We start from the raw sequence: 16,294 nt of genomic DNA on the forward strand, positions 1-16,294 counted from the left end.
GTATTATGAAGACAGACGAAATTCGCACTAAATTTTTAGAATTTTTTAAAAACAAGGAACATAAAGTCTTTATTTCCGACAATCTTGTTCCTTCAGGAGATAGAACGGTTCTATTTACTTCTGCAGGGATGAATCAATTTAAACCTTATTTTTTAGGAACAAAAAATGATATCAAAAGAGCAGCTAGCTCTCAGAAGTGCCTCAGAACTGATGATCTTGAAAAAGTAGGCAAGACCTCATCGCATCATACCTTCTTTGAGATGCTTGGCAACTTTTCTTTTGGTGATTATTTTAAAGAAGATGCCATAGTTTGGGCCTGGGAATTTATAGTTGAGATAATTAAAATTCCGAAAAATAAGCTATGGATCTCTGTCTATGAGGAAGATGAAGATTCGTTTAATATTTGGATCAGTAAGATTAATTTCCCTCAGGAACGGATTGTAAAGCTGGCAGCTGATAAAAATTTTTGGCCTGCAGATGCAATAAAAAACGGACCTAATGGTCTTTGCGGCCCCTGCTCTGAGATCTTCTATGACTTAGGGGAAAGCTATGGCTGCTCTTCAGATAATTGTGATCCGGGGTGTGACTGCGGAAGGTTTATTGAAATATGGAATCTTGTCTTTACTCAATTTAACAGAAAAGAGAAGAATGGAGAAGGTTTCTTAGAGCCGCTTCCTACTAAAAATATTGATACTGGAATGGGTCTTGAGAGAGTGGCCTCTGTCCTTCAGGGTGTTGATACAAATTTTAAGATAGATATATTTATACCTATAGTTAAAGAGATAGATGTCCAAATTAAAAATTCTAAAAGCAGGTCTGATTTAGATGTTTATGCCATTGCAGATCATATAAGAGCTGTTTCATTTGCTATTGCAGAAGGAGTATTACCTTCTAATGAAGAGAAGGGTTATGTAGTAAGAAAGATTATCAGAAAGGCAGTTTGGCATGGCTACAAAATGGGGTTGAAAGACCTGTTTCTCTATAAGCTTGTAGCGGTTGTCTCTTCTGTTATGAAAGCTGCCTACCCTGAGCTGGAGAAGAGGTGTGAGTATATATCTTCGGTAGTGAAGTCGGAAGAGGAGAGATTTCAGAATACTATCGACTCAGGCCTTATGAGGTTAAATGATTTAATGGATAAATTAAAAAAGGACAAAAAAGATAGGATAGCAGGAGAAGATGTTTTTAAGCTCTATGATACATTTGGTTTTCCTTATGAGTTGACCAGAAAAGTTGCTCAGGAGGAAGGATTTAAAATAGATCTAAATGGTTTTAATCAAGCTTTAGATAAACAGAAAGAGAGGTCTAAGTCTTCCAGTCAAATGAAGGATGAGATATTTTCAAAAGATAAAGAGTTATTAAGAGAGGTAGTTCTTACAGATTTTATTGGTTATGAAGATAATATTTGTGAATCTCAGATAGCAGCGATATTTAATACGGAGTTGAATGAATCTTTTACTGAAGTAGATAGCGGCGAAGCGGTGATATTGACTGCTAAGACGCCATTCTATGGTAAAGGAGGTGGTCAGGCTGCAGATAAGGGTAAATTGAGCTCTAGAGATTTTATAGCAGAAGTATTTGATGTCAAGAATGTAGATGATAGAGTGCTGCATTTTGTAAAAATAATTAAGGGCAAGATTAGAGACAAGAGCAAGGTGTTTTTTATAGTAGATAAAGAGCAGAGATTGGCTATAGCGCGTAACCATACGGCAACTCATCTTCTTCATGTGGCGCTAAGAGAGGTGCTTGGAGCTCATATTGAACAGGCAGGTTCTTCTGTTGGTCCTCATAAGCTAAGATTTGATTTCAATCATTTTAAGGCATTATCTAGCGAGGAGATTGAAGAGGTTGAAAATGAGGTTAATAAACACATATTAGCTAATTTAAAAGTTAATACAAAAAACGTTTCTTTTGAGCAGGCAAAAAAAGAAGGCGCAATGGCTTTATTTAGCGAGAAGTATGGTGATAAGGTTAGGGTAGTAGATATATTAGGAGTAAGCAAGGAGCTTTGTGGGGGGACACATGTTGATTATACCGGAGATATTGGGCTCTTTAAGATAATTTCAGAGACTTCTTCTTCAGGCGGCGTTAGAAGAGTGGAAGCGATAACAGCCAGAGAAGCTCGGACTTATTTTAAATCAAAAGAGTCGACATTAAAGCAAGTGCTGGATCTATTAACAACTACTGAATCTAAAGTTGTTAAAGAAGTAGAAGGTTTGATGAAAACAGTTTGCTTATCGCAAGAGCATAGTAAGAATTTAGAGAAAGGAGATATTGATAAAGAGGCTGAAGGATTAATAATTAAATCTGAGAAGATAGAAGATTTACTATTCATAGTTAGAGAGATAGATGGGGAGGCTGATTACATCTCTTTACTGTCGGATAAAATAAAAACCAAGTCTAAAAATAATACGATTATTATGCTATACTCTTTTATTGATGGAAAGGTTAAGCTTGTTTTGAGCTTAACTAAGGATTTAGCTGGAAAAGGTTTTGATGCCAGAGTTATGCTCGATAAGATCTCTACTCTGATAGATGGAGGTGGCGGTGGTCGAGCAGAATTTGTTAAAGCCGGGGGAAAAGATATTACTAGAATAAAAGAAGCAATAGATTTAATAAGAAAGGAAATTGGAGATAATTTATGAAGTGTGTTGGTTTATCAAGTAAGGAATTTGAAAAACTCTGCAATAGAAGTTTTAATAAAAATCAGAGATTAAATAATACGGTAGCTAATATTATCTCTGAAGTTAGTAATCATGGAGACAGGGCGCTGCTGCAGTATACAAAAAAATTCGATAAGGTTAATATAAAGCAGAGAAGCATTAAGGTTACAGAATCTGAAATAAGCGCAGCTTTTCAGAATATAAGCCCTTCTTTCGTAACCCATATCAAGCAGTCTATAAACAATATTACAAAGTTTCACCAACAGCAGGGCCTGAAGTCTTTCAGGATTAAAACAGAAGAAGGGGCTATCTTAGGGGAAGAAGTACAGCCTCTTGATAAAGTAGGTGTCTATATTCCTGGAGGTACTGCTCCTTTAGTCTCAACTATTCTAATGACCGTTCTCCCGGCTAGAGTTGCTCAAGTTAAAGAGATATATCTTGCTTCTCCTCCACAGCGGGACGGCGATATTAATCCATATATACTTGTGGTTGCAAGCCTGCTTAAAGTCAAAAATATTTTTAAGATGGGCGGAGCTCAGGCTATAGCTGCTCTTGCCTTTGGAACAAAAACTGTAACTAGGGTAGATAAAATAGTTGGCCCTGGAAATAAATATGTGACGGAGGCTAAAAGACAGCTCTATGGTTACGTTGATATTGACACACTTGCTGGGCCTAGCGAAGTTGTTGTTATAGCCTCTAAATTTACTAAAGGTGATTATGTCGTCCAGGATTTAAAAGCCCAAGCAGAGCATAAAGACGGCGTTGCTATACTGATAACTCCTAGTAAAACTCTAGCAAATTATGTAAAGGATAAAGTCTCAAAAGGGTATCTGATAAAAGTTAAAAACTTAGATCAGGCTATAGATGTTGCAAATAAGATTGCACCGGAACATCTTGAACTTCTTGTCCAAAGGCCTCACAGGTTGGTTAAGAGGATAAAGAATGCAGGCGCTGTATTCTTGGGCCCTTATAGTCCGACAGCTGTGGGCGATTATATTGCCGGTCCTTCACACGTATTGCCGACTTACGGAACAGCTAGGTTTTTCTCGGGACTTTCGGTGAGAGATTTCTTAAAAACACAATCTATTATAAATTATTCTAAAAAGGCATTGGAAAAGTATTATCCTACTTTAGAGCTTCTGTCCGAGATAGAAGGCCTTAAAGAGCATTTAAACTCTGTAAAGATAAGGTTGTCATGAAATTTTTGTTTAAAAGTAAGAAAAAAAGGCGAGTCTCTAAGATTGAGAGAAAGACAAGAGAGACTAATATAAAGATAGTCTTAGATTTGGATGGAAGCGGTAAATATCATATTGATACCGGGATAGGTTTTTTAAACCATATGCTGGAACTTTTTGTTTTTCATGGCAAGTTTGATTTGAATTTAAAAGCAAAAGGGGATTTAGACGTAGATATTCACCACGTAAATGAAGATATTGGCTTAACTCTTGGCGAGGCTTTCAGGGAGGCGCTTGGAGATAAGAATCAGATAAAAAGGTTCGGATTCTACGCTCCTATGGATGAAGCACTAGTAAGAGTTGTTCTAGATATTTCAAGTAGACCTTCTCTGAATATCAAGACCGAGATTGAATTAAAAAGTCTAGATGGATATGAGTTTTTTGATTTTAAACATTTTTTAGAAGGTTTTGCTCAAAAATCCGGACTCAATCTACATGTCGATGTTTTTAAAGGAGAGAGCATGCATCATATATTCGAAGCTGTTTTTAAAGCTCTGGCGAAAGCATTGAAAGAAGCTGTTAAGATTGATCCTGATTCCAGCGGCGTACCTTCCACGAAAGGAAAACTGTAAGTGCTGTTAATACCTGCTATAGATATAAGAGATTCTAAAGTTGTACGATTAATAAAAGGGGATTTTACTCAGAGTAAGATATACTCCGATGATCCTTTAGATATTGCCTGGAATTACAAAAATTCTTTTATACCCAGAGTTCATATTGTTGATCTGGATGCAGCTTTAAAAGGAGACTCATCTAACAAAGAGCTAATAAAGAGGATTGTATCTGAGGTTGGATTAGAAGTTGAGCTTGGGGGCGGGATAAGAGACGAAGATACAATTGTAGATTATCTTAATGCGGGGATAAAGTATCTTATAGTAGGAACAAAGGCATATAGAGATCCTAGCTGGTTTAAAAAGATGTTATCTAAATATGCTCAGCACCTTATTTTGGGATTAGATCTTTCTGATCAGCAGATAAAGATATCCGGCTGGACTGAGACCATAGGCTCAGAGACAGAGAGCTTAGTCGCAGATTTTATAGATTCTGGGCTTAAGAGCTTAATTTATACTGATATATCAAGAGATGGAACTTTGGAAGGAATCAATGTAGAGTCTTTAAAAGAATTTCTGGATAGTATTAGAGGTTTAAATTTAAGTATTATAGTATCTGGTGGTGTTAAAAGTATGGAAGACGCGGTTAATCTATCAGCTGTTGAAGATCCCAGAATAGAGGGTCTCATAGTAGGTAAAGCTTTATATGAAGGTAGAATAAGTTTAGAAGATTTAAAAGGGGGATTTTATGAGTAAGAGGTCTATATTTAATGACTTAAAATTGAATCAACAAGAATTAATACCAGTAATAGTTCAGGATTATAAAAGCGGCGATGTTTTAATGATGGCTTATATGAATAGTGATTCTATTAAAAAGACGTTGGAGGATGGAAAAGCCTGCTTCTATAGCCGTTCTCGTCAGAAGCTCTGGTTAAAAGGCGAGACGTCTGGAAACTTTCAAATGGTTCGCGATGTCTATCTCGATTGTGATAACGATACTATACTGCTTAAGGTTGATCAGGTTGGGAAAGGAGCATGTCATACCGGGAATTGGAGCTGTTTCTATAAGAAAGTTGATTTAAAGAGCGGTGATTTTGAGAATGAAGATAACGCCTGATTATCCGGATTTTAAAAAATTAAGTAAAAAGGGGAACCTCATTCCTGTATATAGCGAGGTTCTCTCTGATAGGTGTACTCCTTTTTCTCTCCTTGAAAGGTTTAAAAAAGAGAACCACTCTATCTTGTTAGAATCTATAATCGGCGGAGAGCATATAGCTCGTTACTCTTTTGTGGGGGTCTCACCTGTCAAAGTAATAAAGTCTAAAGGCAATGTGATGGAGATATTATCTGAGAGTAAAAAAAAGACTATCAAGATAAAGACGGATGTTTTAGACGAAATAAAGAATGAGCTTTCACGTTACAAATATGTCTCTTTAAGGGAGTTGCCTCGCTTTTCAGGAGGTTTCGTAGGCTACCTATCTTATAATCTGGTAAGATATTTTGAAAATATTCCTCAAAATAATCCGGATAGGCTATCTCTCTACGATGTTTTTCTTATGGAGATTAGAGACCTCTATATCTTTGATCATATAAAGCAAAGATTAATACTCTTGACCCATGCATATATTGAAGAGGATGATTTAAAGAGTTCTTATGAAAAGGCTTGCATTAGATTAGAAGAGATGCATGAGGTTCTCCTTAAGAACATTAAAGCATCAAGACCTCAAGTATTAAAAAGTAATGTTAAAGAAGGAAAGTTCAATTCTAATTTCAAAAAAGAGGATTTCTTAGGCAGCATTGATGAGATTAAGAAGTATATAAAAAAAGGTGATATTATTCAAGCTGTCTTATCTCAAAGATTTGGCCGCAAGAGTAAGGTTGAAGATAGTCAGATATATAGGTGGCTTCGTTTTATCAATCCGTCGCCTTACATGTTTTATCTTCGCTGTGGAGATCATTCACTTATAGGTTCATCTCCTGAGGTTTTTGTTCGCTGTGAAGATAATATTGCAGAGCTCCGTCCTATTGCTGGTACAAGGAAGAGGGGCAGAGATGAGAGCGAAGACTTGTATCTTCAGAAAGAGCTGCTTGCTGATGAAAAAGAGAGAGCTGAGCATATTATGCTTCTTGATTTAGGTCGCAATGACTTAGGCAGAGTCTGTAAGTATGGGACTGTTAAGGTTAGAGAAGAGATGGTTATTGAAAAATATTCCCATGTCATGCATATTGTCTCTGATGTTGCAGGCAGGCTAGATAAAGGTAAGGACATGTTTGATTTAATCCGAGCTGCCTTTCCTGCTGGCACTGTTTCCGGAGCTCCTAAGATAAGGGCTATGGAGATAATAGATGAGCTTGAACCTGAGAACCGTGGTCCTTATGCCGGGTCTGTAGGTTATTTTTCTTATTCCGGCAATATGGATACCTGCATCACAATAAGGACTATTATTAAAAAGGGAGATTCTGTCTATATTCAGGCTGGAGCAGGTATTGTTGCAGATTCAGTCCCAGAGCGGGAATATCAGGAGACTATAAATAAGGCTAAGGCTTTAAATAAAGCGGTTGATTTAGCAGAAGCTGCAGGGAGCTAGAGTTAATGATAGTAATGATTGATAATTATGATTCTTTCACTTATAACCTTGTTCAGTATCTTGGTGAGTTAGGAGCAAATGTCAAAGTATTTAGGAATGATAAGGTTTCACTTGATGAGATAAAGAGAATAAAGCCCAGTCATATTGTTATATCACCTGGCCCCGGTAGGCCTGACGACGCTGGAATATCTAAAGATGTAATCCTTGAGTTTTACAAGCATGTTCCTATATTAGGTGTCTGCTTGGGGCACCAGGCTATAGCTGAGGTTTTTGGTGCTAAGATTGTTCGCGCAAAATGTCTCATGCATGGTAAAACCTCACCCATCTATCATAATGGTAAAGATCTCTTTAAAGATATTCCCAATCCATTTGAGGCAACGAGGTATCATTCGCTTATTGTTAAGCCTAGCACAGTATCTTCAGTTTTTGCAATAACAGCAGAGACAGAAGGTAAAGAGATTATGGGGATAAAGTATAAAAAATATCCGCTTTTTGGGGTTCAATTTCACCCGGAGTCTATTTTGACTTCTGCAGGTCATGATATTTTAAATAATTTTTTGAAATGTTAAGTTCGGGGTTATTCCGTTGCATTGCTCCTGCCTGATCTATATAATTGTCTTATAAAAGGAGGAATATTATGGCTAAGAAGAAGAAAAAGGACTTAAAAGACACTATGGTAGATATCTGGAAAAGCACTAGAGGTGAGTTTGATATTGTGATGGATGAAACTTCTAAGTTAATTAAGAAAGGCGAGAAGCACGTTAAAGTTTTCTCTGATAAGAGCAAGGAAACGTTAGAATTAATAAGCGCCAAGCTGAGAAGAGAGAACCTATATTACCAGCTTGGTAAAACAGCTTCATCAACAACTAAGTCTAGGTGGAACGATAGTAAGAAGATGGATAAATTACGTTCTGAAATAACTAAATTATCAAAAGAGATTAAAAGCAAAGAGCTTAAGAAGTAACTCTCTGATGCTGCATATATTGGGAATTTGTTCTTGATTCGGCTTCAATGTAAAATATTTGCTTGATTTAGCTTGTTTTTATTACTATAATCTATAAACTTTAAATGTAAATTTATGTTTGAAATAAGGAGGTATGACAATTGGCAGCAATAGGTGTTATTAAAGAACTGCTTGAAGCAGGCGTACATTTTGGGCATCCCAAGAAAAAATGGAATCCCAAGATGAAACCTTATATATACGGTCTTAAGAGAGGGATATATATTATTGATCTTGAAAAGACTGCCCAGCTTCTGCTTAAGGCTTGCGAGTTTGTTCGCGATACTGTTTCGTCGGGCGGATTTATACTTTTTGTAGGAACTAAGAGGCAGGTGCAGGATATGGTAGAAGAAGAAGCTAAGAGGTGCGGTATGTTCTATGTTAATAACCGTTGGCTGGGCGGGACATTGACCAATTTTGAAACTGTTAGAAAATCCATATCGCGGTTAAAAGATATTCAGCGCTTAAAAGAAGAAGGTAAATATGCTTTGGTTACAAAAAAAGAACAGGCAGGTTTAGATAAGGAGCTTAATAAGCTCTTGAAAAATTTAGGCGGCATTGTTGATATGGATAGGGTGCCTGATGCAATATATGTTATTGACCCTAATAGAGAGGATATAGCTGTAAAAGAAGCTAAAAAATTAAATATTCCGGTTGTAAGTATAATAGATACTAATTGCAACCCAGCGGTTGTCGATTACCTGATCCCCGGAAATGATGATGCTATTAAATCTTGCAAGCTCATAACTTCATATATTGCCAATGCCGTTATAGAGGGCAGAAGATTCCATACGGATAGTGAAAGTAAGATCAAAGAAAAAGAAGAGCATGTTGAAGTCAAAGTAGCTATAGGAGATGATGTTATAAAGGAGCTTGAAAAAAAGGTAGAGAGTAAAAGCTCTAAAGAGATAAAGAGTTCTAAGTTAAGTAGCGGTAAGGAGGATAATAAATGAGTCTCTCTCTGGAGGATATCCGCGTTTTAAGGGATAAGACAGGTGCTGGAGTAATGGATTGCAAGAATGCGCTTAATGAATCTAAATGTGATATAGATAAGGCTGTTGAAATTTTAAGGAAGAGAGGGATTAAAGTTGCAGAGAAGAAGTCTTCTCGAGATGTTAAAGATGGCATAGTAGAAGTATATATCCATGCCGGTTCTAAGTTAGGAGTTATGGTAGAATTGAGCTGTGAAACAGATTTTGTTGCCAAAAATGAAGAGTTTAAGGCTTTGGCGCATGATCTTGCTATGCAGATTGCAGCTAAAAGCCCTAGTCATATTAGCAGAGAAGAAATCTCTCAGAATGTTATCGATAAAGAGAAAGAGATCTTAAAAGCCCAGTTCAAAGATAAGCCTGACAATGTTGTTGAGAAGATATTAAATGGTAAGATAGAGGATTTTTATAAAGAGAAATGTCTTCTAGATCAAACTTACGTTAAAGAAGAAGGCGTTATAATTAAAGATTTGATAACTGATAAAATTGCTAAGTTTGGAGAGAATATAGTTGTAAGAAGGTTTGTTCGTTTTAGTGTTGGTGAATAGACTCAATAGGGGATGAATAAACCAAAATATAAAAGGGTTGTATTAAAAATAAGCGGTGAAGCCCTTCAGTCTGAGAAAGGCTATGGAATAGATTTAGCCTCCATCTCATCTATATCTGCTCAACTCATAGAAGTACATAAGCTAGGTCTTGAGATTGCTATTGTTATAGGTGGTGGCAATATTTTTAGAGGAGAGATTGCAGCTTCTGAGGGTATGGATAGGTCAACAGCTGACTATATGGGTATGCTGGCCACTGTAATTAATGGATTAGCACTGCAAGATGTACTGGAACGAGATGGTGTAGCTACTCGCGTTCAGAGCGCTATTACAATGCGCTCGCTTACGGAGCCTTATATAAGAAGACGCGCTGTGAGGCATCTCGATAAAGGCAGGATTGTTATCTTTGTCTGCGGTACAGGTAATCCTTATTTCACAACCGATACAGCTGCAGCTCTTCGGGCTATGGAGATAGGGGCTGATGCGATTTTAAAAGGAACAAAAGTGAACGGAGTTTATGATTCTGATCCTATGAAAAATAAATCTGCTAAGATGTTCAAAGAGTTGAAGTATATCGATGTTTTAAATAAAAATCTTAAAGTTATGGATGCAACTGCTATTACGCTTTGTATGGACAAGAAATTGCCGATTATAGTCTTTAATTTATTTAAGAATGGTAATCTAAAGAAGGTTATAACAGGAGCTGAGATAGGCACTGTTGTCAAAGGCTAAAGGAGTGTTATTATGGAATTAAAAGATGTTCATAGAGATGTAGACCATAAAATGGACAAGACCATAGAGGCTTTAAAGGCGGAATTTACCGCTCTGCGCACTTCTCGGGCGACACCTGCATTGGTTGAAAATATAAAGGTAGAGTGTTATGGTTCTATCCTACCTTTAAAGCAGGTTGCGTCTATTTCGATACCAGAATCAAGGATGATTTTAATCCAACCCTGGGATGTCAATGCTATATCAGATATAGAAAAAGCATTTTTGAAATCTGACCTTGGAATAACACCCAACAATGATGGTAAAGTAATAAGACTAGTCTTGCCTTCTTTAACAGAAGAGAGAAGGCGGGAGTTGGTAAAGTTTGCAAGTAAGATTGCAGAGGATAGTAAGATTGCAGTGCGCAATGTAAGGCGTGAATCCAACGAAGGGATAAAGAAGCTGGAAAAAGATTCTAAGATTACTGAAGACGAGAGGTTTAAAGCCCAAGAAGATATACAGCATGTTACAGATGAACACATAAAAAAGATAGGGCAGATATTAGAAGCTAAAGAGAAAGAGATTCTTGAGGTTTAACAGACACTTCTTTACCGAAAAAAGATTCCTATCTATTGTGATTTAGAGTTTTTTATTGATAAAAGTAGTTATTTGTGAGATAAAGCATAAATTATTTAGATTTATGAGCCGCTAGCTCAGTTGGCAGAGCACCGCCCTTTTAAGGCGGGTGTCCGGAGTTCGAGCCTCCGGCGGCTCATCTTTTACTACAATGAGAAAGTACTATAAATTGATTCCTCATACAGCTGATATCGCTATGGTTGTGGAAGCTAAATCCCTAGAAAAACTTTACTCTAATTCTGCTCTGGCACTATTTGATATTTTGCTAGGAGTTGATAATATAAAGCAGTGCATGGAAAAAGAGTTATTGATAGGAGGTGTAGATAGAGATGATCTCTTGATAAGATTTCTAAATGAACTGATCTACCTTCTCTCAGTAGAGAAAATTGCATTTTCAGACTTTAAAATAACTAAATTACAGGATAGAGAGTTGAGTTGCATAGCAAAAGGAGAGAGGCTTAATTCTTTAGAAGGGATAAAGAATGAGATTAAAGCAGCTACTTATTGTGATTTTAAAATAGAGGAAGATGAGGATGGCTATAAAGCAAGAATAATATTCGATGTTTAACTATGCTAAGAATAAAATCTAAAAAAAGTAAGATCAAAAGCAATGATTCTTTTAGGGTGTCTATTAAGGGTACTGTTGCTGGATCTGGATTTAAAAGTTTTATTAAGCGTGCTGCAGAGCGTAGAAATATTAAAGGTGTTTTAAATGATGAGTCTTATGGTATTTTAATGAGTGTAGAGGGAGATAAAGATAAGATATATGATCTTGTTGCTAAGATATACGAAGATAAACCTCACTCTGCAACTATTGATTCTATAGATGTTGATCAGATTGAATATGTTGGTTATGAAGATTTTAAAATTCCAGATATTGATCTTAAAAAAGTAGAGCATTCTTTAGCTTTTTCAGATATTGCAATATGTCCCGATTGTGTAGAAGAGTTGTTTAATCAAAAGGATAGAAGGTATTTTTATCCTTTTATAAGCTGCAGTCATTGTGGTTTGCGTTCATCTATTTTAAATGCCCTTCCTTATGAGAGAAATAATACAACGATGGGTCAATTTGAACTCTGCCCGAAATGTCTTAAGGAGTATCAGGAGTCAAATGATAGAAGGTTTAATAATCATATTAACTCTTGTTGGGATTGTGGTCCAAAATTAAGATTGCAACATAGAGATTCCTCTAGAGAATATAATTACGAGAAGAGAGAGGCATTGGATAAGGCTATAGATTTATTGAAAAAAGGAACTATTCTTGTTTTTAAAGATTCGTCAGGGTATAAGATTTGTTCTAGTCTTTTTTCTGATAATGCTAGTGGAATCATTGAGGACAATCTTAAAGATATAGAGTCATATTTATTGGTTAAAGGAATAAAGATGGTTGAAGAGTATGCTAGGGTAAATGAAAAAGAGAGGGAGCTGTTGCTCTCTCATCGCAGACCGAAGATGGTTTTAAGACTATTGGAAGATGCTAAAATTCCAAAATCTATAAGAAATGAGAAAAAATATTTTAAATTTCAGCTTCCTTATTCAGGTTTTAATTATACGGTTTTTAAAAATATTGATTTTCCATTATTAGTCAAAGATTGTGAATGTTTAGTAATAGAAGATATCGATCCGATTCTTATAGGTGCTTCTTGGGCTCTTCTATCTCATGATAGAGAAGCTGGGGTCTACTCCGGAGAGTCTGAAGCAAGAGTCTTTACCTCAAGAGACGGGAGTTTGAGTAAGGATCTTATAATCAGAAGGTCAAAGGGTTATATTCCAGATTCTTTAATATTTGAATATCAGGTATCTAGCTCTATTCTTGCTTTAGGCGGTAGTAGAGATTCTTCTTTTACTTTAGCTAAAGATAATAAATTTTATATCAGTCCTTACTTGGGGGACCTATCTAAAAAGAGTAACCAGATTAATTACAAAAGGGTATTAAATCATTATCTAGAGTTGTTTAAGATAGAGCCTTCAGTTATTGTAGTTGGCAAAAAAGAAGACTCTTTTTTGAGCGGTTTAACTGAGGAGCTATCTAAAAGTTTAAATACCAGAGTAATAGAGATGGAGAATAATCATGCTCGTGTTGTCTCTACTATGTTAGAAAATAATTTAGATGAAGATGTAATTGGATTTGCGTTGAATAACGAACTAAGCAGTAAAGGTATTTTTGATTTTGAATTCTCTTTAACCAGCCTATTTTCTTCTAAAATCCTGGGTTATTTTGAGTCTTTGGGTGATTTAACTAAAATCTATAATAGTTATAGCGTAGAATCTGAATGGTTGGGTCAAGTAAAGGATGAGTTTTGTAAAGAGTCTTATCCAATAGATATCAGAGAAGTAGGTAATCAACTGGTGATTTTATCTAGTCTTATCTTAGATAGCGCGATAGCTGATATGAAAAGAGCAATACCCCAGTCTCGTATAATAGCAAAATTGTACAATAGTATAGTTGAAGGAGTTTACAAAGTGTCCCTAAGGCTAAGAAGAAGATTGAAAATAAATAAGATATCTTTAGCTGGGGATATGCTTGAAAATGTATTCTTCCTTACTAATCTCTACGAGAGACTTAAATCTAAGGATTTTGAAGTCTATATTTCAGGGTCTATTCCAACCAATGATTCTAGTATCTCTTTAGGTCAGATTATAGTTGCAGATAGTATAATAAAGGAAGAAATAAAAAGTCATAGAGATTCTTGACAGTCTTTATTAAGTATGTTATAAATACTTTAGGCTTGGTAGTTTAGAGTTTATAGAGTAACTAGAAAGGAGGAGGGCAATGAGGTATTCCAGATTTTTGGTAGTAATTCTTTTCGTAGTTTCCTTAGTAATATCCCAAGTAGGATTTCAAAGTCAGGATGTATGTCGTAGGGTTCAAACAGGTGAATTCTTAGATGTAATTCAATTATCTGTTTTACCTGTAATAGATAATATTGACGGTGTTGTTAGAGTTAATATAAGACTTACAGGGGGAGTTAAGGGAGACGCTGCGACTTTGACTACTTTTGCTGCTTTTATTCGATCTATTGCTCATAATAAAGATATTGAAGTAGCAAGTATTACTACAATTAGTTCTGCAGAAAACATTGCTCATTTGATACAAACTTGTGATTCGTTGGGGCCTTGGAGAGGTGTCAGTGTTACAGCTGACGGGTCTGATGTTGTAATCAATAGCACAGGAGAAGAAATAAGGATCCCCGTAATTAATCTTGGCGATGTTTTTAGCGCTGATATTTGTATGATTATAGGACCTCTTGCACAAGAGCTAAGTATCACCCCAGAGCAGCTGGGAGTCCAAAGAATAATTGCCGTAGTGACTGGACTTGATCCAATAGATCTGTATGAAGAGGCAGAAAGTGCTCGTATTCCCGGTGAAATTTCCGAGGATGATGATATGGCGACTGTTCCTGTCTCAGAAATTGCTGGACTTGGGATTGTTCTAGGAGCTATAGATAACAATTTAGGCAATGTTAATCTTTCTAGAGCAAATCTCTTTTTGCCTCAGGGTGATATGGCAATAAGACCGCTATCTGATGAGATAGATTTATCTGGAATGTTGGAAAAATTACACCTTCAAAATACTGGTGCTTCGCTTCATGTTACTGAAGTATCTGGCGCAATACAAGGAGCGCGTAGAGTGGAGGCGATTTTAACTGTTAATGGCAATGTGTTAGAGAGTGATTTAATTGCACTTTTCAACATTACTTCTAATATAAGCGTAGCTTCTCAAGATGTATCAACTTCATCGATGTTTAATAGTCCGTATGAAACTTCTTCTTTTATATTAGATCCCGAACAAACTTCTTTAACTCAAATGGACGGCTATACTCGCATTACATTATGCGGATGGGTTGGGAATTATTCCATGGCAGGTATGGTTATAGATTCAGTTACAGAAGTAGGTAGGCAGCTTGCAGAAAGTAATCTGCTTTCAACTCAAGATGCAATAACCGTCTATCCTAACTTAGATTATCCATTAAAAAGCGTTCTTTCAAGAGCAAGGTCAGTTATGATAAATGGTGCTGCAGGAAGAATTGGTAGAAATATTCTAAGAATACTTAAAAGCACCTTTAATGATAGTGAATCTGATTGGGATCTTGTCGCAGTAAATGGTGTCAGAAGCGCAGCAGCGCTTGTAGATGCGTTAACAAACGATGAAGTATTGGGTCCTGTAAATGCTCAGATTGAAATAGGTAGTACTACAGTAGAGATTCCCAGATTAGATCTTAAGCATTATGTGGATGTTGACGGGCAGAGGCATTATGTATCAGGTAAAAATGAAGCAAACCGTTTAGCAGACACCCTTCGTAGCCAATTTGAAGGTAGAGAGATAGAGGCAGATATAGCTATCGGGGAACTACTTAGCCCGCAGGAAGATATGGTTGAGGTTGAAGTTGAATATGTAGAGGTAAATGGGAATAGGATATATATCTTTAATGAGCGTGAAGATACCTACATAAGTACTCGATTACCGTATTTATTTGAAGCTTTAGATTTAGAGATGGATTTTATGTGGGAGGCTTCCGGTAATTACAAATCTCCCGATAGGGTAAAGCCGTTTTTGGATGCAGGATTTCAACGTATTGGTATTACTGCTCCGGCATCAGGGGGAATAATTCAGATAGTTGTTGGGGTTAATGATGGTAAATTGCTAGAAGTATTTCAAGATAGCGGAATTCCTACTGTAGTTTCAAGCGGTTCTTGTACGACAAATAATGTTGCTCCAGTTGCTCAAGCTTTCGTTGATATGCTTGCTGAAGAAGGAACATCTATTGTCCGAGTAATCGATTTAAAAACTATTCATGCCGGTACTCAGACCCAAGCCGGATTATTACCTCAGCAGTTAAAAAACCCTTCTAAGGCCGATCGTATCAGAGCAGCAGTAACTAATATTGTTCCGACAACAACTGGTGCAGCTAAAGTATTACCTGATATTATTGAAGGCGTAGATACTATATTAGGTTCTGCACTTCGTGTAGGTAATCCTAATGGTTCTGAGACTGAAGTCGTATTTTATTTAGACGGCATATGTACATTGAGCAAAGAAGAGATAATTGCAAATCTGCAGTTTCGTGCTAGAACAGATATGCTAAATGTGTTAGCGGTAAATACTGGTATACATTTAAGCTCTTCTGATATTAACGGAGCAGATGTTACATCTATCGTTGAAGCAGATTCTATCGATATTGTTCCCATATATGATGGTGCAAATAACCATGTTTCCGATGCCATCGTGGTAAATACCTGGTACGACAATGAATTTGGATATACACGTCAATTTATGCGCACTATGACGATGTGGGCTCTTCTGGAAGAAAATCCTGGATTAACCAGAGAAGAGTTACTTGATATATCCAACGTGCTAGGTGAGAATGCTTATGTTCCAGG

At 36.5% G+C, this 16,294-nt stretch carries 15 protein-coding genes and 1 tRNA gene; all 16 read left to right on the forward strand.

Annotation, left to right across the window (positions count from 1 at the left end; translation table 11 throughout):
• Positions 1 to 5: 5 nt before the first annotated feature.
• Entirely contained in the window at positions 6 to 2,642 is a 2,637-nt protein-coding gene (gene alaS / locus P9X27_04770) for an alanine--tRNA ligase (GenBank protein MDP8253697.1), read from the forward strand.
• The gene (gene hisD / locus P9X27_04775; GenBank protein MDP8253698.1) at positions 2,639 to 3,859 is read left to right on the forward strand and encodes a histidinol dehydrogenase; all 1,221 of its coding nucleotides are present in this window, start codon (positions 2,639 to 2,641) and stop codon (positions 3,857 to 3,859) included. The genes alaS and hisD overlap by 4 nt, the downstream gene beginning before the upstream one ends.
• The gene (gene hisB, locus P9X27_04780) at positions 3,856 to 4,467 is read left to right on the forward strand and encodes an imidazoleglycerol-phosphate dehydratase HisB (protein MDP8253699.1); all 612 of its coding nucleotides are present in this window, start codon (positions 3,856 to 3,858) and stop codon (positions 4,465 to 4,467) included. Before hisD ends, hisB begins: the two co-directional genes overlap by 4 nt.
• A complete protein-coding gene (gene hisA, locus P9X27_04785; protein ID MDP8253700.1) occupies positions 4,468 to 5,202 on the forward strand; it encodes a 1-(5-phosphoribosyl)-5-[(5-phosphoribosylamino)methylideneamino]imidazole-4-carboxamide isomerase in 735 nt (244 codons plus the stop codon).
• Complete coding sequence (gene hisI, locus P9X27_04790) at positions 5,195 to 5,563, forward strand: phosphoribosyl-AMP cyclohydrolase (GenBank protein ID MDP8253701.1); 369 nt, start codon at positions 5,195 to 5,197, stop codon at positions 5,561 to 5,563. The genes hisA and hisI overlap by 8 nt, the downstream gene beginning before the upstream one ends.
• Positions 5,547 to 7,034, forward strand: coding sequence for an anthranilate synthase component I (trpE, locus tag P9X27_04795; protein ID MDP8253702.1), 1,488 nt, complete (start codon positions 5,547 to 5,549; stop codon positions 7,032 to 7,034). Before hisI ends, trpE begins: the two co-directional genes overlap by 17 nt.
• A gap of 5 nt (positions 7,035 to 7,039) precedes the next feature.
• On the forward strand, positions 7,040 to 7,603 hold the full coding sequence (locus tag P9X27_04800; protein MDP8253703.1) for an aminodeoxychorismate/anthranilate synthase component II: 564 nt from the start codon (positions 7,040 to 7,042) through the stop codon (positions 7,601 to 7,603).
• Positions 7,604 to 7,671: 68 nt separating this feature from the next.
• Positions 7,672 to 7,998, forward strand: coding sequence for a hypothetical protein (locus P9X27_04805; GenBank protein MDP8253704.1), 327 nt, complete (start codon positions 7,672 to 7,674; stop codon positions 7,996 to 7,998).
• 140 nt (positions 7,999 to 8,138) lie between these two features.
• Positions 8,139 to 8,987 carry a 30S ribosomal protein S2 gene (gene rpsB / locus P9X27_04810; GenBank protein MDP8253705.1) on the forward strand — a complete coding sequence of 283 codons (849 nt, stop codon included), beginning with the start codon at positions 8,139 to 8,141 and terminating at the stop codon, positions 8,985 to 8,987.
• Positions 8,984 to 9,571, forward strand: a complete 588-nt coding sequence (gene tsf / locus P9X27_04815; GenBank protein MDP8253706.1) for a translation elongation factor Ts — start codon at positions 8,984 to 8,986, stop codon at positions 9,569 to 9,571. The genes rpsB and tsf overlap by 4 nt, the downstream gene beginning before the upstream one ends.
• Positions 9,572 to 9,583: 12 nt before the next feature.
• On the forward strand, positions 9,584 to 10,300 hold the full coding sequence (pyrH, locus tag P9X27_04820) for a UMP kinase (GenBank protein MDP8253707.1): 717 nt from the start codon (positions 9,584 to 9,586) through the stop codon (positions 10,298 to 10,300).
• Positions 10,301 to 10,312: 12 nt separating this feature from the next.
• Positions 10,313 to 10,873: a ribosome recycling factor gene (gene frr, locus P9X27_04825; GenBank protein MDP8253708.1), complete on the forward strand. Its 561-nt coding sequence runs from the start codon at positions 10,313 to 10,315 to the stop codon at positions 10,871 to 10,873.
• A 105-nt stretch (positions 10,874 to 10,978) separates the two neighbouring features.
• Positions 10,979 to 11,051 (forward strand) — tRNA-Lys (locus P9X27_04830).
• Positions 11,052 to 11,063: 12 nt separating this feature from the next.
• Positions 11,064 to 11,480, forward strand: coding sequence for an archease (locus tag P9X27_04835; protein ID MDP8253709.1), 417 nt, complete (start codon positions 11,064 to 11,066; stop codon positions 11,478 to 11,480).
• Between the two features lie 2 nt (positions 11,481 to 11,482).
• Positions 11,483 to 13,606 carry an acylphosphatase gene (locus tag P9X27_04840; protein MDP8253710.1) on the forward strand — a complete coding sequence of 708 codons (2,124 nt, stop codon included), beginning with the start codon at positions 11,483 to 11,485 and terminating at the stop codon, positions 13,604 to 13,606.
• Between the two features lie 79 nt (positions 13,607 to 13,685).
• On the forward strand, positions 13,686 to 16,294 hold a 2,609-nt coding region (locus P9X27_04845), incomplete at its 3' end, for a hypothetical protein (GenBank protein MDP8253711.1).

It is taken from the genome of Candidatus Kaelpia aquatica (assembly GCA_030765335.1).
In the GTDB taxonomy this organism is placed as follows: domain Bacteria; phylum Omnitrophota; class Gorgyraeia; order Kaelpiales; family Kaelpiaceae; genus Kaelpia; species Kaelpia aquatica.